This is a genomic window from Mesorhizobium japonicum MAFF 303099, from assembly GCF_000009625.1.
Lineage (GTDB): Bacteria > Pseudomonadota > Alphaproteobacteria > Rhizobiales > Rhizobiaceae > Mesorhizobium > Mesorhizobium japonicum.
In genome coordinates, this window is record NC_002678.2 from 4,867,214 (window position 1) to 4,891,166 (window position 23,953).

Annotated in this window: 18 protein-coding genes and 7 pseudogenes; 12 read left to right on the plus strand and 13 right to left on the minus strand. The window is 60.5% G+C overall.

Annotated features, from left to right (window positions below; translation table 11 throughout):
- Positions 1-13: 13 nt before the first annotated feature.
- Positions 14-232 (minus strand): hypothetical protein, encoded by a 219-nt coding sequence (locus tag MAFF_RS40345; protein ID WP_010913702.1) that lies wholly within the window; start codon positions 230-232, stop codon positions 14-16.
- A 792-nt stretch (positions 233-1,024) separates the two neighbouring features.
- Here MAFF_RS40345 and MAFF_RS24635 point away from each other — a divergent pair.
- The 6 genes and pseudogenes from MAFF_RS24635 to MAFF_RS24665 all read left to right on the plus strand — a co-directional run bounded on the left by MAFF_RS24635 (position 1,025) and on the right by MAFF_RS24665 (position 7,393).
- Positions 1,025-2,314, plus strand: a complete 1,290-nt coding sequence (locus tag MAFF_RS24635; protein WP_010913705.1) for an aspartate aminotransferase family protein — start codon at positions 1,025-1,027, stop codon at positions 2,312-2,314.
- 14 nt (positions 2,315-2,328) lie between these two features.
- Positions 2,329-3,459: a phosphotransferase enzyme family protein gene (locus MAFF_RS24640; RefSeq protein WP_010913706.1), complete on the plus strand. Its 1,131-nt coding sequence runs from the start codon at positions 2,329-2,331 to the stop codon at positions 3,457-3,459.
- Positions 3,460-3,735: 276 nt separating this feature from the next.
- Entirely contained in the window at positions 3,736-4,893 is a 1,158-nt protein-coding gene (locus MAFF_RS24645) for a M24 family metallopeptidase (protein ID WP_044549054.1), read from the plus strand.
- A gap of 250 nt (positions 4,894-5,143) precedes the next feature.
- Complete coding sequence (locus MAFF_RS24650) at positions 5,144-5,482, plus strand: hypothetical protein (RefSeq protein WP_010913642.1); 339 nt, start codon at positions 5,144-5,146, stop codon at positions 5,480-5,482.
- 62 nt (positions 5,483-5,544) lie between these two features.
- Positions 5,545-6,341, plus strand: a pseudogene (locus MAFF_RS38075) (IS5 family transposase).
- A 44-nt stretch (positions 6,342-6,385) separates the two neighbouring features.
- Entirely contained in the window at positions 6,386-7,393 is a 1,008-nt protein-coding gene (locus tag MAFF_RS24665) for an IS110 family transposase (RefSeq protein WP_010913709.1), read from the plus strand.
- A gap of 409 nt (positions 7,394-7,802) precedes the next feature.
- Here MAFF_RS24665 and MAFF_RS24670 read toward each other — a convergent pair whose 3' ends face one another.
- A complete protein-coding gene (locus MAFF_RS24670; protein WP_010913710.1) occupies positions 7,803-9,017 on the minus strand; it encodes an IS701 family transposase in 1,215 nt (404 codons plus the stop codon).
- Between the two features lie 186 nt (positions 9,018-9,203).
- Between MAFF_RS24670 and MAFF_RS24675 the strand changes: the two are divergent.
- The 3 pseudogenes from MAFF_RS24675 to MAFF_RS24685 form a co-directional block, all read left to right on the plus strand.
- A pseudogene (locus tag MAFF_RS24675) lies at positions 9,204-9,482 on the plus strand (IS5 family transposase); the annotation flags it as partial.
- Positions 9,483-9,667: 185 nt separating this feature from the next.
- Positions 9,668-11,175: pseudogene (gene istA / locus MAFF_RS24680) on the plus strand (IS21 family transposase).
- Positions 11,172-11,693, plus strand: a pseudogene (locus MAFF_RS24685) (ATP-binding protein); the annotation flags it as partial. The pseudogenes istA (MAFF_RS24680) and MAFF_RS24685, both read left to right, overlap by 4 nt.
- A gap of 90 nt (positions 11,694-11,783) precedes the next feature.
- Here the strand turns inward: MAFF_RS24685 and MAFF_RS24690 are convergent.
- The 10 genes and pseudogenes from MAFF_RS24690 to MAFF_RS24735 form a co-directional block, all read right to left on the minus strand.
- Positions 11,784-12,497, minus strand: coding sequence for a tyrosine-type recombinase/integrase (locus MAFF_RS24690; protein ID WP_010913715.1), 714 nt, complete (start codon positions 12,495-12,497; stop codon positions 11,784-11,786).
- Positions 12,473-12,814 carry a site-specific integrase gene (locus MAFF_RS40775; protein WP_010913716.1) on the minus strand — a complete coding sequence of 114 codons (342 nt, stop codon included), beginning with the start codon at positions 12,812-12,814 and terminating at the stop codon, positions 12,473-12,475. Before MAFF_RS40775 ends, MAFF_RS24690 begins: the two co-directional genes overlap by 25 nt.
- Positions 12,811-13,032 carry an integrase gene (locus MAFF_RS24700; protein ID WP_010913717.1) on the minus strand — a complete coding sequence of 74 codons (222 nt, stop codon included), beginning with the start codon at positions 13,030-13,032 and terminating at the stop codon, positions 12,811-12,813. Before MAFF_RS24700 ends, MAFF_RS40775 begins: the two co-directional genes overlap by 4 nt.
- Positions 13,033-13,129: 97 nt before the next feature.
- A complete protein-coding gene (locus tag MAFF_RS24705; RefSeq protein WP_010913646.1) occupies positions 13,130-14,128 on the minus strand; it encodes a tyrosine-type recombinase/integrase in 999 nt (332 codons plus the stop codon).
- The gene (locus MAFF_RS24710) at positions 14,125-15,063 is read right to left on the minus strand and encodes a tyrosine-type recombinase/integrase (RefSeq protein ID WP_010913647.1); all 939 of its coding nucleotides are present in this window, start codon (positions 15,061-15,063) and stop codon (positions 14,125-14,127) included. Before MAFF_RS24710 ends, MAFF_RS24705 begins: the two co-directional genes overlap by 4 nt.
- A complete protein-coding gene (locus MAFF_RS24715) occupies positions 15,060-16,283 on the minus strand; it encodes a site-specific integrase (protein ID WP_010913648.1) in 1,224 nt (407 codons plus the stop codon). The genes MAFF_RS24710 and MAFF_RS24715 overlap by 4 nt, the downstream gene beginning before the upstream one ends.
- Positions 16,284-16,393: 110 nt before the next feature.
- Positions 16,394-17,215, minus strand: a complete 822-nt coding sequence (locus MAFF_RS24720; protein ID WP_080511929.1) for a tyrosine-type recombinase/integrase — start codon at positions 17,213-17,215, stop codon at positions 16,394-16,396.
- 149 nt (positions 17,216-17,364) lie between these two features.
- The gene (locus MAFF_RS24725) at positions 17,365-18,441 is read right to left on the minus strand and encodes a tyrosine-type recombinase/integrase (protein WP_010913718.1); all 1,077 of its coding nucleotides are present in this window, start codon (positions 18,439-18,441) and stop codon (positions 17,365-17,367) included.
- A 138-nt stretch (positions 18,442-18,579) separates the two neighbouring features.
- Positions 18,580-19,080 (minus strand): annotated as a pseudogene (locus tag MAFF_RS24730) (ATP-binding protein); the annotation flags it as partial.
- 15 nt (positions 19,081-19,095) lie between these two features.
- Positions 19,096-19,866: pseudogene (locus MAFF_RS24735) on the minus strand (Mu transposase domain-containing protein); the annotation flags it as partial.
- Between the two features lie 26 nt (positions 19,867-19,892).
- On the opposite strand from MAFF_RS24735, the gene MAFF_RS24740 reads away from it, so the two are divergent.
- From MAFF_RS24740 to MAFF_RS24750, 3 genes are all read left to right on the plus strand, one after another.
- Positions 19,893-20,180 carry a DUF5372 family protein gene (locus tag MAFF_RS24740; RefSeq protein ID WP_048894801.1) on the plus strand — a complete coding sequence of 96 codons (288 nt, stop codon included), beginning with the start codon at positions 19,893-19,895 and terminating at the stop codon, positions 20,178-20,180.
- Positions 20,181-20,347: 167 nt separating this feature from the next.
- Positions 20,348-20,827 carry a helix-turn-helix domain-containing protein gene (locus tag MAFF_RS24745; RefSeq protein WP_010913721.1) on the plus strand — a complete coding sequence of 160 codons (480 nt, stop codon included), beginning with the start codon at positions 20,348-20,350 and terminating at the stop codon, positions 20,825-20,827.
- A gap of 258 nt (positions 20,828-21,085) precedes the next feature.
- Entirely contained in the window at positions 21,086-23,164 is a 2,079-nt protein-coding gene (locus tag MAFF_RS24750) for a recombinase family protein (RefSeq protein WP_010913722.1), read from the plus strand.
- Here MAFF_RS24750 and istA (MAFF_RS24755) read toward each other — a convergent pair.
- Positions 23,165-23,940, minus strand: a pseudogene (istA, locus tag MAFF_RS24755) (IS21 family transposase); the annotation flags it as partial.
- Positions 23,941-23,953: the final 13 nt, after the last annotated feature.

The window sequence follows — 23,953 nt, forward strand, 5'->3', positions numbered from 1 at the left end:
TCCAGTTCGGCTCTCATGCGGGAAAGCCAATAGGGCCCGACATCCTGGACATGTTCCAGGATGTTTTTTTCTTAAGCACTTGAATGTTGGCGACTGCGGCCGCCGCGCACAGCGGTGCGCCGACATAGATGCCGTCCTGGTTTGCGCCAGACCTGACGGCAGCTTGACCGTCATAGAAGAATGCGCCGTTGCCCGACGCGAGGAGCCCGTCTTCGATCTGCACTTCACTCACTTGATTTCCGTCGGACGGCGTTTGACTGCGGAGTTCGATCCGCTAGCCCACGAAATATGAGCCACCTGGCATTGGGTTCGCCAATATAATGTTGCGGACAATACCATCGCGTTTTTAGATGGCTGCAAACTTACTATGAGGACGGCCGCTCTTTTTGTTCTTCGGAAATGTTGCTGCGCTCGATGTTTTCTCCGGTCCTCATCCTGGCGATCCTTTCATCATAGTCCGGCCGAACCGCCGGGTTGCCTGAAGCAAACACGGCGTCCTCACCCAACCTGAGGATTCGCCCCTCTCACTAGGGGTGTGGTCCGCCAATAACCGTAGCCTAGCCTTGCCCCGCGGAGTGGGGGGGCATTGTAGGGTGACAGACGGTCATCGGGTATTGTGCGCAGCGCGCTGGCAAATGGCGCCGGCGCATCGCGGCCGACTCGCGCAGTGCTTGATGCCTGCTGGTGCTCCAGCCACCGCCTCGCATGCCGATCTCGTCGCGAGAAGACACCAATCTGCAAACTGAATTGGACGCGCGCGGCCGCCGGCTATCTACTGCCGATCGAGGACATGGCACTGGATGCAGCTTCTAGGAATTCCAAATGAACGCATGCTTTTCCGTAACATTTGCGGCAACGATTGCAACGCCTCGCGTCCAGGCTGGACTTGCCAATCTTATGCGAAGTGTTGCCCTTATCCACAAGCTAGCAGCGGACCGTGCGAAAACCCCGGTGGGTTTTTTCAATCGTTCGCTGTCAAGCTAAGATGAGCGCGCGGCAACCCACGCGGATCGATGCGAATGATATGAGCGATCTGCCTGAACGACTCCACGACATTATCCGACGCCGGAATATGGTGCTCGGGCCGGGTTACCAGTTTTCCGAGACTATTCCGGTGGAGTTTGTCTCGAGTTTTGGTGCCCACCTGATAGACAGCGACGGCAATGACTATCTCGACGCGTTTAACAACGTGCAGGGCGTCGGCCACGCGCACAGGCATGTAGCGGACGCGGTCGCCCGCCAGATTGCAGCGATCAACACAGATACACGCTACCCCCAGGAAGCGCTGGTGGCCTATGCCGAGCGGCTACTTGCAACATTCCCAGCCGAACTTTCGAAACTAAGCTTGCCCTGCACTGGATCTGAAGCAAATGATCTCGCAGTTCGGGTCGCGAGGTACCATACGGGCGGCGAAGGTATCATAGTTACGCGCTGGGCGTTTCACGGTCGCACTCGTGAGGTCGCCAGTTTTTCCCCAATGCTGGGCGCAGGATCCCCGCTGGGACCAAACGTCCGGCTTATTGCCGCTCCTGACCCCAGGTTCTGCGGACCCCAACAATCCCTTGAGAATTATATGCGGGATCAAGTGCGTTCCGCAATTGTTGATCTCGAACGGCACGGATACAGGCTAGCAGCCTTAGTCGCCGATTCCGCGTTCACCTCAGACGGCATTTTTACTCACCCTGTGGGCTTCCTGCAGGCCATGGTCGACGAAGTTCATGCCGCTGGTGGCCTTCACATCGCTGACGAGGTTCAATCAGGGTTCGCTCAGCTCGGAGATTCGATGTGGGGGTTCAGTCGGCACGGGGTAGTTCCAGATATCGTCACGATGGGCAAGGCGATTGGGAATGGTTTCCCCATCTCTGGCGTCGTCTTCCGCCCGGAGGTATCTGACGAATTCGGACAGAAGGTTAGCTATTTCAATACATTGGGCGGCCGATCGCTTTCTATAGCCGCGGCGTCCGCAGTGCTCGATGTGTTCGAGCAGGAGAATGTGCGTGAACGCGTTGCCGTGAACGGAGCGGCCTTGCAGTCAGGGCTTGAAACGCTGGCGCGGGAGTCTCCTTACGTTGCGGAGATCCGAGGTAGCGGGCTATACCTTGGTGTCGAGATCGTGAAGGACAGAGAGACACTTGAGCCCGATCCCATTCGTTGCGAAAGCATCATCAAGGACCTTCGCGATCGTCGAGTTCTTATCAGCCGGACCGGCTCCTCGGGTAACGTGTTGAAAGTTCGTCCTCCAGTCGCTTTCACCGCTGCCGATGTGTCTCGATTCCTTGAGACCTTTGCCATCGTAGCGAAACAGCGGCTCTAGAAGGCTCTAGCAACATGAACAAAATACCTGACGCAATACTGCAACGGCTCCTGGAGGAGAGCAGCCTGCTCTCATCAAGCGAATCTATCGACCCCTTGTTGCTGAACAACATGCTCGAAAAGCACTATGGGCTCACCGGACAGATTGAACGATTGGGCAGTGAAAAGGGCCATACGTTCAGGCTCAAAGCCGATGCGCGCCAATACCTCGTAAAGGTGTCACCGTCTGACGAGCCTGAACTAGTTACGGCGTTGCAGATTGCGGCGATGCGTTATCTTGATGACGCCGCTCACGCTCTGCCGGTCCAGCGGATCAAGCCAACCCTTGACCGAAGGGATAGCGTCCCAGTCGACTTGGGGGATGGCACCTGTCGAACACTCAGCGTCTTCTGCTTTGTCGAGGGCCTGTTATGGGAGCAAATGGATGCCAACGTTGAGCAGTTGACCAAGGTGGGAGACATGCTCGGGCGATTAAACATTGCATTGCGATCATTTGGTCATCCAGTTGCCGCGCGTAGCTTAGTTTACGACATTAGGCACTTTCCCCATTGGGCGGGACTTGTTGATTACCCGCCAGACCCCAATCACCGACTGCTGGCTCAACGGGTCTTCAAGCTCTTCGAAGAAGTCGTGCTGCCGCGGCTGCCCAGTCTTGAAATGCAAGTGATCCACGGTGACTACGCTCCCAACAATGTCGTGGTGGATCCGCACAACGATGTCTTCGTGACGGCCATCCTTGACTTTGGTGACACTGTCCACAGCGCGGTGATCTTTGACCCTGCCAATACGGTCGCGCACCTGATCGGCCGCACTCAGGATCACCCGTGGCAGGATGCCTTTGCCTTTGTCGCCGGGTACGAGCAGAGCCGGCCGATAAACGGGTCGGAACTCCCACTTTTGCCTGTTGCGGCTCTCGCGCGGCTCACCATGCTCGCGTTGATCCGATACTGGAAGGCCGAGAGAGCGCCTGACCAGAGTGAGGAGCTAATCGCCAGTGCCGAAATTTATTGGACGAACCTAGAGCGAGCGATGGCCGTACCACTGGATGACGTCATCGGGCGATTCCGCGACCGCGCCGGTGAGTACGTGGGCGCAGCGACTGGAAACGGATGCGGCTCCAGGGAACACCCGCGGGACTCCACGTGAATGCCTCCATGAATGTCAAAATTTGCGAAAAGGATGTCACGAGGGCCGTATCCCTAAGGTGTTTATTCCCAGTTGTTCGGTCGCTTTTCAGTAAGGCCGCAACTTTTCGCCCATGGCCTCTCGTTAGTGGCTGAATCAAAAACGAAATCAAACCGTTCGGTCGTGCGTTTGGCCTCTATTCCATAGCATAGCCGAAAGGTGTGTGGGGCTGAATATGAGCTTCCCCTCACTGATTGACAGTACAATACGACGGTTGAAAAAGGAGTTACGAATACCATGACTATCTCAGCGATTCCTCTAACGGGGATGCCCTTCCCGAAATCAGAGTATGAGCGCCGGCAGCAAAAGGTCCTTGAAGCGGTAGCGCGCGGCAAGCTCGACGCACTCCTCGTTACAGCCCATGGCCATCTGCAGTATCTCACCGGGTACAACGGGCGTGGCGCCTATTTCGCGCCGTTCCCGCTGATCCTCGTGCCGGGGCGGACGCCGACGTTTGTCATCCGGGAGTATGAATTGGGCGCCGTTCGTGCTGAGAGCTGCGTTGCCGAGATCGTTACCTATACCGAGCAGAACGACTTTCCCAAAGTGTGCGCCGATGTCCTTCGGCGGTATGGATTGCAGAACAAAAGTGTAGGCTTTGAGCTAGGTTGCTGGAATCTCGCGCCGGCCGATGTGAGTCGGGTCCAGACGCAACTTCCCGATATGAAGGTCGCCGACGCGACTCGTCTGGTCGCGTTGGTAGCGGCGGTAAAGACAGAGCTCGAGCTCGAAGCCATGCGCGCCGCGATGGTGCTGACGGACGTGGCCGTGCGCACGTTTCAAAACTCATTGCGGGAAGGCGTCACCGAAGCGGAAGTGTCAGCGAAGATCGACCTGGATGTAAGAAAAGCCGGCGGCGTGCTTCAGGCGCCTGTCACGACTCTGTTGTTCGGCGAGCGAACGAAGCTGTCACACGGCAGCCCGATGGACCATCCGATCAGAAACGATGAGCCCGCATTCATGGAACTCGGCGGTCTCAAACAGGGCTACTCCGCAGGACTTGTCCGGTGCGCCGTGCTTGGTCGGCATCCCGAGACCGAATCCTTGCACGCCCTATCAGTGGAAGCCCTCGAAGCAGTGATAGCCGCGATCAAGCCGGGGGCAACCGCAGGCGAGGTCGATGCTGCCGGGCGAAAGGTGATTGAGCGATCTCAACGTCCGAAGGTCCTTAACCACCGGGTTGGGTACCAGACAGGTATCAATTGGACAGAGCGCGGCAATCTGAGCTTGGAGCCGGATGCGACCGATGTCCTCCAGGCCGGAATGACCTTGCATATGCCAATCATCCTGTGCGGAGAGGGCGGCTATCTGCTTGGAACCAGCGAGCATGTCTTAGTTACAGAGAGCGGCGCCGAAATACTTAGCGATACACCGCATACCCTTTATCGCGCGTGATTTTTGGCAGCGGCGCCGGCGGAAGTCTTTGTAGTTCGTTGGGGATCTTGAAAACCTGGACAGACTGCAGATCTGTGTCAAATTGGTATCTATAAAAGGGATCCCGACGCTCGCCTTCGTCGCGTGATGTTGACGCGCGAAGGCGTGTGATCTTGTGGTCGCAGCCGCGCTATCAACCGCAGCTATAGCGTTTGCGTGTCGCGATGTTCCCACCTTAATTTAGACTAGGTCGTGAACTCATAAACGCTGGATGATTGAGACGCTGGAAAGCAATCACCCGTCGGCTTACAGTCTGACTATGCCGTTTGCCCGCAAATTAATTCTTCACGTTCCGGTATCGGATGAGACCTTGCTCGATGGCTTTGTTGAGCAATGTCTGAATGACGGTGTATCGCTCGTGGCCGTGGTCGGACCAGGCTGCGCGAGGGTTGAAGACATTATCGACGAGATCGTCGTCGGTGACGGAAGCGACGAGACACGCTTTATATCCACGACTTCTCACCCCGATGAGCCATTTGAGGATGTGTTGAACATGGCTAGGGCGTGGGAGTTCGAGCGCGGCGATCCCGTCGAAGAGGTCCGGCTGTAAGAGTCGTTGACCGCCCGCAATTTAGGCTTCCATACCACGCCGTTTTCTGATTCAGGCTCCACATGAGCCGATATGACCTGACTGACTTCGAATGGCGCGCGATCGAGCCGCTGTTGCCCAACAAGCCGCGAGGAGTGCCGCGCGTTGACGACCGCAGGGTGCTGAACGGCATCTTCTGGGTGCTGCGATCGGGTGCGCCATGGCGCGATCTGCCGGAGCGATACGGCCCGCGCACCACCTGCTACAATCGCTTCGTCCGATGGCGGAAAGCAGGTGTGTGGGACCGCCTCATGGATGCCATCACCAAAGCCCATGACGGCACGGTGCAGATGATCGACACCTCCATTGTTCGCGTCCATCAGCAGGGCGCGACGGCAAAAAGGGGGATCGAGATCATTGTCTCGGTCGTTCCCGAGGCGGGCTGACAACCAAAATCCATGCTCTTGTCGACGCCCAAGGCAGGCCGATTAAGCTGACGCTCACGGCAGGCCAGAAGAGCGACATCGCCTCCGCAGCGGACTTGATCAAGGAATTGCCGGAGGGTGCCATGCTACTCGCCGACAAGGGCTATGATGCCAACGCCTTGCGCAATGCTGTCACCGAGCGAAAGGCATGGGCCAACATTCCGCCCAAGGCCAACCGCAAGGACGCGATCTGCTTCAGTCCCTTCCTCTACAAGGCGCGCAACCTCGTCGAACGCTTCTTCAACAAGGCCAAGCAATTCCGTCGTATCGCAACCCGATACGACAAGCTGGCTGAGAACTATCTTGCCGCCCTCAAACTCGTCGCAATCCGCATCTGGCTACGCGGTAATGAGTCATCGTGTAATTTGTGGCTGCTTCCCTCGGGCCTCGGGTGAGGCGCACACTTCTGGTTGTCGAATCCTGAAGGAAGGAAACAGCCATGAAGCATTATGCCGGACTGGACCTGTCGATGGAAAGCACGCAGGTCTGCATTATTGATGAAAATGGACGCAAGCTGAGTTCCGAGACGGCTGAGAGCACGCCGGATGCGATCGCCGACGCATTGCGCCGACACGGCCCGATCGAGCGGGCGGTGATCGAAACCGGACGTATGTCACCCGCGATCTGCCTTGGCCTGCGGGAGTTGGGCGTCAACGTGGTGTGTATCGATGCCCGCCAGGCGCACCAGAGCCTCAAGGCGATGAAGGCGAACAAAACCGATCCCCATGATGCTGCAGGGCTCGCGCAACTGGCAAGAACGGGCTTCTACAAGGAGGTTCATGTCAAATCGCCGGGCGCGCACGGTGTACGCAGCATGATCACCGCTCGCGGCCATCTGGTGGAGGCCCGTGTCCGGCTCGACAACATGATCCGTGGGTTGTGCGCCACCTTCGGCTGTAGGCCGGGCGTCGGGCAGGGAAAGGCCTTCATCGAACGCATCATGGAAGCATCCCACATCCCTGGTCTTGGCGAAGCGATCACTTCGTTGCTGACGGTGCGCGTGCAACTGGTCGAGCAGATCAAGGAACTGGATCTCAAGTTGCGTATGCTCGCCGCTCAGTCGCAGGCCTGCCAGATCCTCATGAGTATACCTGGTGTTGGCATCCAGACTTCAGCCGCCTTCTCCGCGGCCATCGACGAGGCCGGCCGGTTCCGACAATCGCGAAACGCGGGTGCCTACTTTGGCCTGGTGCCCAGGCGTCATCAGTCCGGCGAACTCGACTGGACCGGCCGGATCACCAAGCAAGGTGACAGCATGGTCCGCAAGCTTCTCTATGAAGCAGCCAACTCAATCCTGACCCGGAGCCGGGAGAGCTTCGCGCTCAAGACTTGGGCGCTGAAAATCTCGAAGCGCCGCGGCCTGAAGAAAGCCCGAGTGGCACTCGCGCGGCGTCTCGCTGTCATCATGCATGCCATGCTGCGCGACGGCACTTTGTTCGAGGCTTGAGATGAGGTAGAAACAGTTTGCCAGCGGTGAAGCGCCAGCGCTGATCCGAGGGCGGTGTCCCGCGAGGGAACGCAGGGACGGACGATATGCGAAGGTAGTCAGATGGGCCTGACAGCCCGCTTCGAGTCAATGCAACGTCCGGCCTTGTGAGACCCGATACAGCACGACCAGCTCCGGCTCGGCCAGTGCGGACAGATCCTTGAAACCCTCAAGGGATACACCGCCAAGCTCTGCAAATTACAGATCTACGTCCTAGCATTACAGTTGCATTTTAGTTTTCAGGTGAGCTCGTCGAGCGGCCGCCTGATGGGCGCGCCTCCAGCATGACCACGCAATGACGTCGGCGGGCTTTATGCGGCGCTGGGCAAGCCTGGTGGCATGCGCCGGACTTCCTGGATAGACCAGCGGATCAGATCCTGATGGTCGGCATCCGCGGTCTTTTTTGGGGCGTCGCGTCATTGGCGCGGTACCGGATCGCCGCCATCATGGCGAAGGCGAGCATGACGAGGGAGACGTGGCGATGCCAGCCATGCCATGACCGGGTTTCGTTGTGATCGAGTCCGAGCTCGTTCTTGGCGGCCTCGAAGCTGTCTTCGATCGCCCAGCGATGGCCTTCAACGGAAACGAGCGTCTGGATGCCCGTCCCGGCCGGGCACCATGTCGTGAAGAATGCGAGATCACCGTCGCTGATATTGCGCCGGATCAGGAGGCCACGGGTCCAAAGTCCCGATTTCGTCTCGTTATATTCGTCGGCATCGAGATCGGCGAGTTCGCAGTAGGCCCAGTCATGAAGCCGCGCACCTTTGGTGCCCTCTCCGGCGGAAAGACGCTGCCATGCACTTGGATCGAGATCACGGGCGATCTCCTGAGCTGTGCCGGCGACCGGAGGCTTGCCCGACCAGGAGCCGAAATGATGGTCCGATTTAACCCCAAGAACGTAGCCTTTGCAGGCTCGGCGCACGGTTCCTTCGACGTCCCCGACGCCATACACCGCATCTGCGGCCACCCATGAAAACGGCACATCGGCTGCCAACGCACGCCGTATCATATCGACAGCCAAGCCTGGCTTGGTAGCGAAGGCTATAGCTTCAGGAACATGGGTGGCTGCAAGCCTTGCCGGATCGCCGGTCCAGCTCTTGGGCAAGTACAGGGCTCGATCGATAAAGGCATGACCGCGAACGGACACATAGGCGGCGAACACACCGATCTGGCAGTTCGTTATCTTGCCTGCCGAACCTGTATATTGACGCGCAACACCGCACGATGTCTTACCCTGCTTGAGGAAGCCCGTCTCATCGATGACCATGACCGCATCATCAGTGGCGAGGTTTTCGACAACATACTCTCGCACGATGTCGCGAAGTCCGTCCGCGTCCCAGCGTCCGCGACCCAGAATAGCTTGTTGCCGCCACGGGCCGGAATCACCGGCCGCCTCAGCGCGCATCCAACCTGTCTTACGGCGCTCGTCACCCAGCAAGCCGTCCAGGAAAAGGTTCGCAGATGCTGCAACTCGCTCCTGCGTAAACAGTCCGCGCATACGGGCTTTCACCTCACGCAGGGATGATGCCCAAAGCTCAAGCGTAGTCTCGATTGATGCACCTGTCATCCATGACCTCCGAATCATGGAGACCCATAGATTCAGACCACAGATAGATATGCAACTGTAATGCTAGGTCGTCAGTCGCGCTTTCGTAGACATCGATCATAGCTGCTCCTCCTCGCAAACTTGGCCAACGCGACGAATGTTCGCAAGCTGGATGTTCACCGAAGGCCGCTTTCAAAGCGAGCTAGATTGTGATTCAGCGTTCGCATGAGCCGATATGATCTGACCGACGTCGAGTGGCGTGTGATCGAGCCGCTGCTGCCCAACAAGTCCAGAGGCGTACCGCGCGTCGATGACCGGCGCGTGCTGAGCGGCATCTTCTGGGTGCTGCGATCGGGCGCACCATGGCGGGACCTGCCCGAGCGCTATGGCCCGCGCACCACCTGCTACAACCGCTTTGTGCGATGGCGGAAGGCAGGCGTGTGGGACCGGCTGATGGAGGCCATCACCGCCGCCCACGACGGCGCCATCCAGATGATCGACAGCATGCGGCGCGGCGATCAGGATGAGATTCAGCGTCAATCAAGATGAGACTCGGCGGGGGTGGTGTGACGCAGTGAGGGCGTAGCCCGAACGGAGTTACACCACCCCCGCGGCGTCACTGCCGACGTCTTTGAGCGCGGTTGGCTGAAGTACCTTGGCGATTTTCTGGAGAATGGAGAATCACCTTTGTGCCAGGCCGTCATGTAACCGACCATCAGATGAGGCTCTTTATGAAGTTACGACAGGAACATACGACCGAGGTTGCCGCGGCCAAGGCGTCGATCAGCAGAGCGACGGCCTATCGCATCAAGAAGAATCCGGACCTGCCATCGCAAAAGCAAAAGGCTCGCGGCCGGCGACGGCCTGACCCTCTCGAGCACATCTTCGATGCCGAGGTCGTTCCCCTTTTGAAGGCGGCGCCAGGCATCCGTGCTGTCGCCATCTACGAAGAGATGCTGCGGCGGCACCCGGAACTGAGCGAGGGCATTCGCCGGACCCTGGAGCGGCGCATTCGGTCATGGCGCGCCATCCACGGCGAAGAGCAGGAGGTTATCTTCCGTCAGCTTCACGAACCCGGCCGGCTCGGGCTGTCGGATTTTACTGACATGAGCAGCTTGGGCGTGTCCATCTCGGGCCAGCCGCTCGACCATCTGCTCTACCACTTCCGGCTCGCATGGTCGGGCTTCGAACACAGCCATGTCATTCTCGGCGGTGAAAGCTTCGTGGCCCTGGCCGAAGGACTGCAGAACGCGCTCTGGTCACTTGGCGGAGCGCCGCTCTATCACCGCAGCGACAGCCTGTCGGCGGCTTTCCGCAATCTCAGTGCCGATGCGAAGGAGGATCTCACGCATCGTTACGAGGAGCTCTGCGCCCATTATCGCATGACGCCGACCCGCAACAACAAGGGCATCGCCCACGAGAACGGGTCGATCGAAAGCATCCATGGTCATCTCAAGAGCGCCATCCGTGACGCCCTTCTGATGCGCGGCAGCAAGGACTTTGACGATCTCGGTGCGTATCGTGCGTTCATCGATGAGATCGCCAGCCGGCACAACGCCAATCATGGCAAACGCATCGACGCCCTCATCTGCAGGAGCTCCCCGATCGGCGGACCAGCGACTTCGAGGAGGTGGTCGTGACCGTGTCGCGGACCGGCGGCTTCACCTTGCGCAAGGTCTTCTACACCGTTTCCTCCCGCCTGATCGGACATCGGCTTCGCGTCCGGCTGTTCGACGATCGCCTCGAGGTCTTTGTCGGAGGAACACAGCTGATGACGCTTCCCAGAGGCCGCGGGCATGCGGATGGAAGGCACGATCAGGTCGTCAATTATCGGCACGTCATCCATTCCCTGCGCAAAAAGCCGATGGCGCTTCTTAATCTCGTCTATCGTGACAAGCTCTTCCCGCAGCAGGATTACCGCAGGGCCTTCGATGTGCTCATTGAGCGGCTGCCGGACAGGCAGGCCTGCAAGGTGATGGTCGAATTGCTGGCGCTGGCCCATGATCGGGGCTGCGAGCGCGAACTTGCCGAGCAACTCGCCGAGACCCTCGACGCCGGCGACCTGCCCGATATTGCCCTCTTGCGAACGCTCTTCGGCCCGGATCCCGCACGGCTGCCGACCGTCTCGGTGCAGCTCGCTTCCCTCAACGGCTATGAAGCCCTGATCGGCACGGCCTATGTGGGAGACGCCGCATGAAGGCCGCCCACATCATCGACGAAGCCCGTCTCGGCATCATGCTCAACGACCTCAGATTGCCGACGATCAAGACCCTGTGGCCGCAATTTGCCGAACAGGCCGATAAGGAAGGCTGGCCCGCCGCCCGGTTCCTCTCGGCCATTGCCGAGCATGAGTTGGCCGAGCGCGATCGGCGCCGGGTCGAACGTCATCTGGCCGAAGCGCATCTGCCGCCCGGAAAGACACTCGACAGCTTCGCCTTCGACGCCGTACCCATGGTCTCCAAGGCGCAGGTCATGGCCATGACCGCCGGCGACAGCTGGCTCGCAAAGGGTGCCAACATCCTGTTGTTTGGCCCGCCCGGCGGCGGAAAGAGCCATCTCGCCGCAGCTATCGGGCTCGCCCTCATCGAGAACGGCTGGCGCGTGCTGTTCACCCGAACCACCGATCTCGTTCAGAAGCTTCAGGTCGCACGGCGTGAGCTGCAGCTCGAATCCGCCATCGCAAAGCTCGACAAGTTCGATCTGCTGATCCTCGACTAACGTGCACTGCGCAGAGATGTGGAGCTGACACTGCAAGAGCCCGCAGACGCGCGACTTCCGACGATACCACTCCACATAACTGAGCGACTATAGGCGGCGCAGCCAGCCCAACATCCCGCCATCATAAGCGATGATCGTCTGATCTTTTGCCGATGACATCACGTCGGGAAAGACTTGTTCGAGCGCTTGCCGCTTCATATCGATATCGGCCCGCGCGTAGCGCATCGTTACGTTCAGCCCCGAGTGGCCAAGCCATTGACTGATGGTGGCGATGTCAACACCCGCCTTGAGAAGGTGGATGGCCGTCGTGTGCCTCAGCGAGTGGGGATGGATGCTTTTTTCGGCCAGGGTGGATTCTTCCCCCGCAGCCATATCGACATATTTGCGCAGTAAGTATCGAACACCGAACCGGGTCAGCGGTGTGCCGCGGTCGTTGAGAAAGACCCTTTGCTCGGCGGGATTATCCGAGGGCGAATGCTGCGTGTTGATCAATTCCTGAAGAAGCTGGGCCGTGTTTCGCCAGATCGGGCAGAGGCGAACCTTGTTGCCTTTGCCGTGCAGGCGCACCTGGCAGGGCGATACCAGACGAAGGTCACAAATGCGAAGATTCAGGATTTCCTGAACTCGTGCACCCGTATTGAACATCAGCGAGAACAGCGCGTAATCCCGCTGTCCAGAAGGCGTGCGGCGGTCGATACGCGCCAGCACGCTCTTGATTTCGGGCTCTTCGAGATATTCGACAGGTGCCACCCGCGCGCCCCTCTTGAAGGGAAGTGTCACCACCAGTTGCAGGGTATCCATATATTCGGGATGCTCCGAGATAGGAACCGCGCAAAGGTATGCATCGCCGCCAGCCTTGCATTGCGGGTGGCAATGCTGTTGCCACGCTCGACCTCAAGTGACGTGAGAAAGCTGCCGATCCTGTCGGCATTGATGTCGGAGACGTCGATGCTTTCAACGGATCCATTGGTCTCTGCCGCTGCAAATCGCAGGAACAGCACCATCGTGTCGCGATAGCTTTGGATCGTATGATGGCTCATGCCGCGGAGAGCGGGAAGATATTCTTGAAAGAAGCGTGCCATGCTTCGGCCCAATGCGGTGGATTGATGTTTCTTCATGCCACAACCTCGCTGACGAGACCGCCGAAAGCCCCTTCAAAGCGGTCGCTGGCGATCTCTCTCTGCTTTGGAAGGAAGTGCAGATAACATGCCGTCGACACGATGCTGACGTGGCCCATGTAGAGCGCCAGTTTCGGCAAATTCGATTGCACATCGGCGCCGTCCAAATACCAACGGATCAGCGCGCCGACCGCAAAGCTGTGACGATAATTCCGCATGCGGAATTAGCGGCATAACTCCGAGTGCCGGATTATTCCGAGTGACGGCCGGGAGGCCAACGGATACGGGGGATCTCTGGCTGTTGGGTCGGCATTATCAGAGGCTCTTCAGGAATGCGAGGAGATGGTCGTCGGGCTTGTAGCGGCCCAACCGGATGTCGGCCGTGTCGGTCCTTGCCAGAGCTTGCTCCTTGAGCTTCATGTCGGCCTGAAGATAGATGGCGGTGGTTTCGACCGACTCGTGGCCCAGCCACAGAGCGATGACCGAGCGGTCGACGCCGTGCTGGAGCAGGTCCATTGCCAGGGTATGCCTCAGGACATGCGGCGTTACGTGCTTGCTGGCCAGCGATGGGCAGTCGCGACGTGCGACGGCGAGGTGCTTGTTCAGCAGGTATTGAAGTGCGTCGTGACTCAATGACGTGCCGCTTATCGTCGGGAAGGCAGGATCGGCGCTCCGCCCGCGTCGCTCGGCAAGCCAGGCACGCAGCACCGTGACCGTATCCTTGCGAAGCGGTGTGTTGCGGAGTTTTCGGCCCTTTCCCTGGCATTGCACATAGGCGGCCGGGCCGAGGACAATGTCCTCGCAGCGAAGGCCGACGATTTCGGCAGCACGCAGGCCGGTCTGCACGGCCAGCAACAGAAGCGCCCGGTCACGGCGCCCGATCCAGCTGCCGAGGTCGGGAGCGGCGAGCAAGGCGGCCACTTCGATGCTGGTGAGGAAGGCGACCGGCCGGCGAACATAACGCTTGCTCGGGATGGCGAGCACACGCTGCGCCAATGCGCTGTGTTCCGGCGCATGCAACGCCACATAGCGGAAGAAGGAATGGATGGCGGCAAGACGGACATTGCGGCTGCGGGCGCTGTTGTCGCGGTCGCGTTCGAGATGATCGAGGAAGGCGCCGAGGAACGCGGTGTCGAGATCCGGCAAGGTGACGTGCGAGGCCCCCTTGCGTAGCTGCCGCTGGGCATAGGCCAGCAGCAGGCAGAAGGTATCGCGGTAGCTCGCAAGCGTATGCGGGCTTGCCTGTCGTTGTCTGATGAGGCGATCGGTGAAGAAGGCCTCAAGAAGAGCGGGGAACGTTGGGGCGGCGCTCATGGGCGGGATTCCGGCTGAGATTGTTCTGCCCGCAGCAGCGCTTGCTGCAGCAGCTCCGGCGTTGCCGTCAAATACCAATAGGTGTCGGTGATGTGGGCATGGCCGAGATAGGTCGCCAACTCGGGCAGGTGGCGTTCGACATCGACGCCGTTGCGATACCAGCGCAGCAATGTTGTCACGGCCAGTCGGTGGCGAAGGTCGTGCAGGCGTGGCCCGCGGGAGTCATTGGCGCCGCGGAGGCCGACCTCGCGCGACAGCTTGACGAACGTCCACCGCACGGCCCATTCGGTCAAACGCGTCCCGCGCTCGGAAAGGAAGAAGCTGGAGCTCACCGGATTCGGGCATGACCGGTCTCGGCTGGCCGCATAGATTTTGAGGGCGTCTTGCGTCGAGGGGTGAAGCGGCACATAGCGCGACTTGCCGAACTTCGTGTCGCGAACCGTCAGGATGCCATCAACGAGATCGGTGTCGCCGCGATCGAGACGCAGCGGTTCGTTACAGCGCAGACCGGTCGCCGCGTACAAGCCGAAGAGCGTGGCATAAGTCTGCGGGCGAAGGCCGACTGTCGACGGCAAGAGCTTTGCCGCGTCGATCAGTCGGGTGATCTCTTCGTCGCGATAAATATAGGGGGACGATGGTCGACGATACCGGTGAGGAAGAAGGTCGGTCGGCGGGACGACGGTCCGCGGGTCAATGGCGCTGCAATAGCGCGCGAACCGGCGAACCATCGCCAACCGGTTGGCCCACTGGGCGGGCTGTGCCTCTGCCGGCTGCATGGCCCAGGCCAGGGCAATCTCGGTGGTGATGAAGGTGGCGCCGGAAGATTCGGCAAAGACAACGAAGCGCTGCAGCAACCGTCCGGAAAGACGCAGCTTATGGGCGAGGGCGCGGCGCGCGGCCAGGTACTCTTCGAGCGCCGCTTGCAACGCGCTCATGATGCGACTCCTGGCCAGGGTAGCGCAATGGCACGCAACGCCGCGATGTCGACTTTGGCATAGATCTGTGTCGTGTTCGGCTGGCTGTGGCGGAGAAGTTGACCGATTTCAACGAGCGAGGCGCCGCGGCGCAGCAGATCGGTGGCGAGTGAGTGACGCAACAGGTGCGCACCCTTGAACGCCGGCGTCAGACCGGCGCGCTTGAGCGCACGACGGACGATGCAGCAAATAGTCGACTGGCTGACAAAGCCGCGTCTGGGAGCCCGCGTGCGAATGAAGACACGGCGTGTTGAGCAAGCAGGCCGATCCTGCCGCAGATAGTCGACCAAGGCGGCACCGACATCCGCCGGCAGTGGCAGCCGCGCCAGCCGTTGACCCTTGCCATGCACGACGATCTCGCCGCAATCCCAGTCGAGATCGTCCAGGGTCAGGGCCGAGACTTCGCCACCCCGTAAGCCGAGGCGCGCGAGCAGCATCAGAACCGCGTAGTCCCTGCGGCCGGCCGGTGTTCTCCTGTCGCAAGACGCAAGGAGCCGTTCGACCTGTTCTGCACGCAGCGCCTTCGGCAAGTGTGCCAAGCGCCAGCCGGCGATCCCAGGCACCGCGACAGCGAGATCGGTCGCAAGCAAACCGCGTTGCTGCAGGAAGCGCAGAAACGAACGCAGCGCCGTGACCGCCAACTTGGCGCGGCCGAGCGACCCGGCCTGGGCTCGCCGCACGATGAACCGATGAACGTCGCCCACTCGCAGGTGGTCGAAACCCGGATCCTTGCCGCCAAACTGTTCGTCCAGGAACCCACGAATAATCGGCAGATAATTCGTCAATGTCGATGCCGAGAGACCACGCTCCTTGCGCAGGAATTCCCCAAATGCGTCGATCAGCTTACCCTTGGCGCTCGTATCGACCTCTGGCAGCAGCACCGGCACGCCGCCCGTGTCGCGCAGATATCGTACCAACTGCCGAATGGTCCAAGCATCGCCACGCCTCGGGCGCAGACCAAGTTCCGTCAGAAATAGATCTGCGTCCTCTTCCCCGAGCAAGCTCAGCGGAACATCCTGCCTCTCCACCCAAGCACTGAAACCGGCCAGGAGCTTAATCTTCTGCTGAACAGTCGTTTTGGCGTATCCCTGGCCATCGAGCAAAGCCTCGAAACCATCCAGGTGGCTAGCCAATCGGCCTATCCAGCGATCTTTGGCTAGCGCCTCATTCAGATCAATCATCGTCTGTCTCTCCCTATAGCGTGGGAAAGTCCACGCTCAGAAAGAGCAGCCGAATAATGTCGAGCAATCAACGGCCGACGCTGATCCAATTACTTGCAATCATGAGAAAATTACGCCGCGGCGATGGCGTCACTCGGAATAATCCGACACCCGGAATTATGCCTCAGATCGTGGATGCGCGGGCGCCGGCCCTCGCTATCCTCAACACCTGCCATTTTGAATAGAGCGTGGATGCCGCCGCTGATCCCAGTTCCGGTATAGGCACGAAGACCGCCTTCCGTGTTGATGAGAAGGGGTGTGTCGGGATCCCTGCTGAACGGTGGGGCGAGACGTTTTCGAAGGTAGCTGCACAATTCGGCATGTGCGTCGGGCGACAGCGGCAGTATTCTCGATTTGTGGAACTTGGACTCCCGAACCCGCAACACTCCACTTTCAGGCTCGCAGTCTGCCAGTGTAAGGCGCAACAATTCGCCGCGACGCATTCCTGTTGTGTAAAGCAGAATGACGGCCATCCTATACACCGCAGGCCGCAGTGGCGATCCCGACGCGACGGACATATTGTTAGCGGCCGTCAGCATTCCGGCTATTTGACCGGGCTCCACGATAACGGGACGCCGGTGAGGCCGGGGGCGCGCGAAGTACAAGGGATTGGGGATAAAGCAGCCCGGCTCCTTCCGCCGTCGGTACAGGCAGAACATGCGGACAACGCGTTGGCGATAACGCAGGGTGTTGCTTGCCAGATGAGGGAATGTGGCACACCACCGATCAAAGCTTGCACGGTCAAGATCGTGTCCAGGGGTGCGGCTGATAAATTCACGCAAGGACACCAGAACCCTTTCCTCCGGATAATAGCGGCGACCAAGAGCGCGCTGGTGGGCAAGCCATGCCACAATCGGCTGATCCAGGGGTGTCGGAGAGATGGCTGTGAACATTTGCCGTTCTCCTTAAAAAGCGGCAATGCCAGGTACGGGCAGAGCCACCGTACGCAGCATGTCCGTCTCGATGCGAAGATAAACACAAGTGCTCTCAAGGCTTTGATGGCCGAGCAGGTCACCGATCGTCTTTACCCCGACGCCACGGCCTAGCAATCGCATCGCAAAAACGAATGGCGCAATGCGTATGATGAGACACCATCTAGCGGCAGGCCGCTTTGCCGTGCCCGCTTGGAGAAGATGTCGCATATCCCCCAGCTCGTCAGGGCTCCCACAGGGCTACGCACTTTAGCAAACAGAAAGTTCGTCACCAAATCGCAGGGACGCCCATCCGCGATATATCTGTCGAGGATTTCAAGGGTCTGGTCGGCCAAAGGAAGAACGAGCGTGGAACGAGTCTTGCGCTGCTCTACCCGCAGTGTACGTCGCTTCCAATTGACCGCGTCCAACGTCAGCGCTGCAATCTCAGAAGGTCGCAGACCGTAATAGGCCATGAGGTGGAGGATCGCATGGTCACGGCGGCCGAGATAATCAGTCCTCGCGACCGAGGACAGCAATTTTTCGATCACCTCCCAATCAAGGGCACGAGGTGGCAATTCTCCACGATAGGTTCTGGGCGTATCGATGCGCTCTAGCCCTCGCGCTGCCTTACCACGATCGGCGCAAAAGCGCAGGAAAGCGCGCAGATGGGCAACCTTGTGCTGGAGTGTTTGGCGCAGCACCCTGCGGCTCAAGGTATGAATGAAGTTTTCGACGTGCTCTGATGTCAGTGCGGAAAGATCCTGTGACGGTCCCGCCGACAAGGACAGAAACTCCTCGATCGTTCCCAAATGCTGACCGATCGTCGCCGGTGCTAACCCCCTCACGTCTAGAAGATATTCTCGATATCGCAGCAGCAACTGCTCCACGGGGCCTTGCGGCTGTGTTTCTTCGAACCGCCCCTCTGCCTTGAGGAAGCGGCGATACGCGCGCTCGGTGGAAGCGTGGCGCAGAGCGCCAGGAACGAAGGCTAACGCTCCGTCCAATTCGGCTCCGAGTAGAATCCGGCCACACTGAAGAGCGGCCGTAGCCTCGAGGATGCACTTCAATCGGTGGACATGGCGACGTGTCGCAGCACCAGGTAGATATCCTGCTGCGAGCAACCACCGGGCAAACAATTCAAGCTCCGCGCCGAAGCGCGAACATTCGTAATGACAAAAAGACTTCGGGAACAAAACCTTTAGCATGGCGCTCTCCTGTTGAGGTTTAGGGGAGCGGCCATCCTAGGTGGACGGTGATTCAGTTATGTGGAGTTGTATCGTCGGAAGTCGCGCGTCTGCGGGCTCTTGCAGTGTCAGCTCCACATCTCTGCGCAGTGCACGTTAGTCGAGTATGAGGAGCTGAACGCGGCCGAGCGTCTTGAGCAGGCGGCCATAGCGTCCATCGCCGCGTGCCAGGGCGAGCGCCTCGAAGAGACGCGGGACGCGATGATAGAGCACCGATCGATTGTCGCGGCAGGCCTTGTGACCGAGCGCGCAGGCCAGCCAACTCTTGCCCAGGCCGGTTGCGCCCGTGACCAGGCAATTCTCATGACGGTCGATCCAGTCGCCGGCGACGAGCCTGGCGAAGACGGCGCGGTCGATGCCGCGTGGGGTGCGCAAATCGACATCTTCCACACAGGCGCTCTGGCGTAGCGCGGCGAATTTGAGGCGCGTGGTGAGCCGTTTGGTGTCGCGCTCGGCGGCTTCGCGGTCGACCAGAAGCCCGATGCGTTCCTCGAACGACAGCGCATCGAGATCCGGTGATCGTCGCTGCTCCTCGAAGGCCTTGGCCATTCCGGTCAAACCGAGTGCGACCAGCCGTTCATGGGTGGGATGGGTGAGCATTGATATCTCCCTGGTTCAGTGGAAATAGCCCTGACCGCGGATATTGCCGTGGCGCAGGGGTTGGTGGTCGGGCGCCTCGTCGAGGAAAGCGCGATCAAGGCCGTTCTTGAGGATCGAACGGATCGAGGCGACGGAGCGTGCCTTGATGAGGATGCCGCGCTGGCAGGCTGCATCGACGCGCGCGTTGCCGTAGCTCTTGCTCAGCGCCAAAATGCCGAGGCAGGTGCGAAAGCCCTGCTCGGGGTGCGGCCGGTCAGCGATGACAGCCTGGAAGAAGGCAGCGGTGGAAGGACCGATCTTCTCGCCGGCCGCGATCAGTCCCCCCGGCGTCCACTTGCCGTAGCGGCGATGCGCGCTCGGCATGTGATCGGCAACGGTCGTATGGCCGCGCCGGTTGGGCGCACGGGCGTGGCTGGCGATCCGCTGCCCCTTGTGGAAGACCTCGACGGTGTTGTCGGCGATGCGCACATCGACGAGTTCCCGGATGAGACGGTAGGGCGTGGAATACCAGTGCCCGTCGACCTCGACGTGATAGTCGGGCGCGACGCGGCAACGCTTCCAGCGCGCAAAGAGGTATGGCTGGTTCGGCAGTTCTCCCAGCTTCGGCCTGTCGATCTCGGCGAAGAGCGCGGCTGGAGCCGAAGCCACGCATCTGGCGGGCGTTGAGTTCGGCGACAGCAGGCGGATGGCGGCGTTCAGCTCCGCCAGGGACAAGAAGCGCTGATTGCGCAGACGCGCCAGGACCCAGCGCTGGGCAATTTGCACGGCGACCTCGACCTTTGCCTTGGATAAAGCCGTCAACTGCAGCCCGTGTGGGGACGACCGGCCTCACGGTCCGCATTACTCACCCATTCCACCCGCTTAAAGGCCAGACCTTCGACATGATCAGCCGCAGCCCGCATTGGGGCGACGACCGGGTGATCTACCGAGCGGCGGACGGGACCTTGCCCACGATTGCCGCCGCAATGACGGACATGGAGCAGCCTGACGCATTCCGGCGCGTCGCGGCCGGGCGCGCGGCGTTCCGGACGGTCGACCTATTGGATTTGCTCACGCTGCTGGATCGGATCGCTGCGCCGGTGGAGGCGGAGGATGCGTAAGGTTAAATACGCCGCTGGTGTAAGGCAAATTACGCCGCAGCGCCTGCTCGGATACCGGAGATACGCCCAGTATTGCGGGAATTGCCTTGAGCGTCGTGGAGTTGTCTTGTTTGACGTCTCATCGTGTAAGGCGTATTTATATTTACGAATCAGTTTGGATGATGGTCATGGCGAAGCCAAAGCCAAGACGACGCGACCCAAAGGCCGAGGCCTTGGCCCGCGACGGCGCGCTCAACCCCCACCCCGAGGCCGTGCGCGACACGCTGTTTGCCGCCAATCCCTTCTTCGATGCCAGGGACCTTGTGCAGGTCCGCTACGAGATGGTGCGCCGCCATCAGGCCGATCGCGTGCCGATCAGCGACGTCGCCAGCGCCTTCGGGGTCTCGCGGCCGACCTTCTACAAAGCTCAGAGCGCCTTGGCCGACCAGGGCCTCGCCGGGCTGGTGCCCCGGCAGCGGGGTCCAAAGGGCGGACACAAGATCTCTGCCGAGGTCCTCGCTTACATCGACCAAATCAGGACGACGCGGCCCGACCTCACCGTGCCGCAATGTGTAGACGCTATCGCCACACGCTTTGGCGTCAGGGTGCACCGGCGAAGTCTGGAGCGGGCCATGGCGCCCAAAAAAAAACGACTCGATCTGCCTTAACCCTCCGTGCGACCAGCCTCGTCGGCACATACGAACAACTGCGCGCCGCGGTGCTCAGCGCCCGGCTGATCACCGGATCAGGACTCGTAACCCTGCACCGTCAAGGCATGGTCGCCTGGATCAAGGCCGCAACGACAACTCCCAACTTTACGCCGCCTTGCCCGGTACATCGCCCCCCGTCGGCAGGCGCGATCGCCACCAGCGAGCTCACCCTCATCCTTGCCAGCCTTGTTGTCACGCTAACCGCGGAGCCAGCACATGCCTGACCTCAAAGTCACCGCCGATCACCTGCGGCGCGACGCCTACCTCTACATCCGTCAGTCGACGCTTCGACAGGTCGCCGAGAACGGCGAGAGCACGCAGCGACAATATGGGCTGCGTGATCGCGCCATTGCCGCCGGCTGGCCGACCGAACGCATCCACGTGATAGACCGCGACCTGGGCAAATCGGGATCCAGCGCCGTTGCCCGCGACGGCTTCCAGGAACTGGTCAGCGAAGTCGCGCTCGCCAAGGCCGGCGTCGTCATGGGGCTGGAGGTCTCGCGCCTGGCCCGCAACTCCGCCGACTGGCACCGGCTGCTTGAGCTGTGCGCCCTGACCAGCACCCTCATCCTCGATGAGGATGGCATCTACGACCCGGAAAGCTTCAACGACAGACTTCTTTTGGGTTTGAAAGGAACGATGTCGGAAGCCGAATTGCACTTCCTCAAGGCGCGCATGCGCGGCGGCCAACTCAACAAGGCAAGCCGCGGCGATCTGAAGATAGGCCCGCCCGTGGGCTTGGTCTACTTGCCCGATGGCACCCTCGCACTCGACCCGGACGCCGAGGTGCAGGCCGCGCTCCGCATGGTGTTCACCACCTTCGAGCGCCTGGGCAGCGCAACCAGAACCGTCAAGTTCTTCCTCGACGAAGGCATCCTGTTCCCGCGGCGACTGCGCAAGGGACTGCACAAAGGCGAACTCATGTGGGCGCCGCCACGGCACGCCCGCATCCTCCAGGTCCTGCATAATCCGAGATATGCCGGCGCCTTCGTCTACGGTCGAACGCGTGGACGGCCCCGGCCGGGCGGCGGCGTCTCGCAGATCAAGGTGGATATGGCTGACTGGCGGTTCGTCATGCCCGACCTGCATCCGGGCTATATCGACTGGGAGCGCTTCAAGGCCAACCAGGAGCGTCTCGCCACCAATGCGCAAGCCTACGGAATGCAGCGCCGCGCCGGGCCGGTCCGCGAAGGATCCGCCTTGCTCCAGGGCAGAGTTCTCTGCGGCCTTTGCGGCGGGCGCATGGGCGTCCATTACAGCCAGGAGCACGGTCAGCCTGTCCCGACCTATATCTGCCAGGAAACCGCCACCCGCCGTGGCGGCAAGGTCTGCCAGTCCGTGCCCGGCAAAGTCGTCGACCCGGCGGTGGGTGCATTGCTTGTCGAGCTGATGACGCCGATGACCCTTGAGGTCACCCTGGCGGTGCAGCGCGAGCTTGAGGCACGCGCCGCCGAGATGGACACGTTGCGCCGACAGCATATCGAGCGGACGCGTCATGACGCCGAGCTCGCCCGGCGCCGCTACATGAAGGTCGATCCCGACAATCGCCTCGTTGCCGACACTCTCGAGGCCGAGTGGAACGAGAAGCTGCGGCTCCACACCGACGTTGTCGAGGACTATGAACGACGCGCGCCCGAGGAAGCCGCCGCCCTCGACGCCGAGACGCAGCAACGCGTCCGCGATCTTGCCGAGCAGTTCCCGCGGATCTGGAGCGATGCCCGCATCGATGTCCGCGAGCGCAAGCGTATCCTGCGGCTGCTGGTCGCCGATGTCACCTTAATCAAGGCCGAGACGATTACCGCAAACGTGCGGCTCTCCGGCGGGGCGACCCGAACCTTGACGCTGGACCGGCCGCTGCCGATCTTCCAGATCCGTAAATCCAAGCCCGACTTGATCGCCGAGGTCGACCGCTTGCTCGACCGTTATTGCGATCGCGAGGTCGCCGACATCTTCAATGAACGCGGTCTGCGGACCTGGGACGGCAAGCCGTTCAATCTCAAGAAAATCGCTTTCATCCGCAGAACTTATAACCTGCCCGGTCGTCGCCAGCGCCTGCGCGATTGTGGTATGCTCACCACCCAGGAAGTGGCCGAACGCTTCGAGATCGCCGAGACCACCGTGCATCAATGGGGACGTCAGGGGCTCATCACCAAAGTCTACAGCGACAATCTCAGCCGGGGTCTGTGGGATATTCCTTCCCACCTCGAGATCATCAAAGGTCGCCCAGGCTGTAACGCTAATCCCGCCCGCCCTGCCTCCATTACCGTGCCATCAGCCGAACAGGACGCACTATGAAACCTTCGCCTTGTCCTTTGGGCGTCTCGGCCTGGCTGCGAGAACTGCGGTGCCGTAATGGCTCGCCATCACGGCATAGGTCCGGTTGAGACCGGGGTCGTAGCGATCGGGGTTGGTGACGGCGGCCTTGAGATTGTCGCAGACCACGAACTTCGGCACGCCGCCCAGAAAGGTGAAAAGGTTCGTATGAACACGGATCCACTCGGGCAGGCTCTCGCTCGGGCACGCCTCGGCGTAGGTATGTTGGAGACGCCCATCGCTGCGACAAACAGCTTCATGGGATGCGCTTCGCCGGTGATGGGGTCGAAGATGTCGATGGTGTCGCCGGCGAAATCGACAAACACCTTCTCGCCGCCCAGGTGCGTCTGGCGCATCGTCGGGCGCGCGCGCTCTTTCCAGGCCTCGAAGGTCGTGCAAAACCAGGTATAGCCAAAGCCGTCGGGATTGGCGGCACGATACTCTTCCCACAGCAGCACCCGCGTTACGCCGCGCCGGCGCAACTCCTTCTCCACATAGCTCCAATCGGGCACCGGCCGCCGAGGGCTTTGCGAGGCCGCCTTCGGCGCAGGGAAGAGCAGCAGCTCAAGGCCTTCGTCATCCATCCCTTCGGTCAGCGGCCAGCTCAGTCCGGCAAGACGGGCGCGTCGCAAGTAACCGTGGACGACGCCATTGCTGACCCCGAGCGTGCGCGCGATGACGCGCTCGGTCAGACCCTGGGAAAATCTCAATCGTAATACGTCTCTGATCCGGCGCATCGACAATCTCTTGGTTGGCATCAGGCTGCCTCGT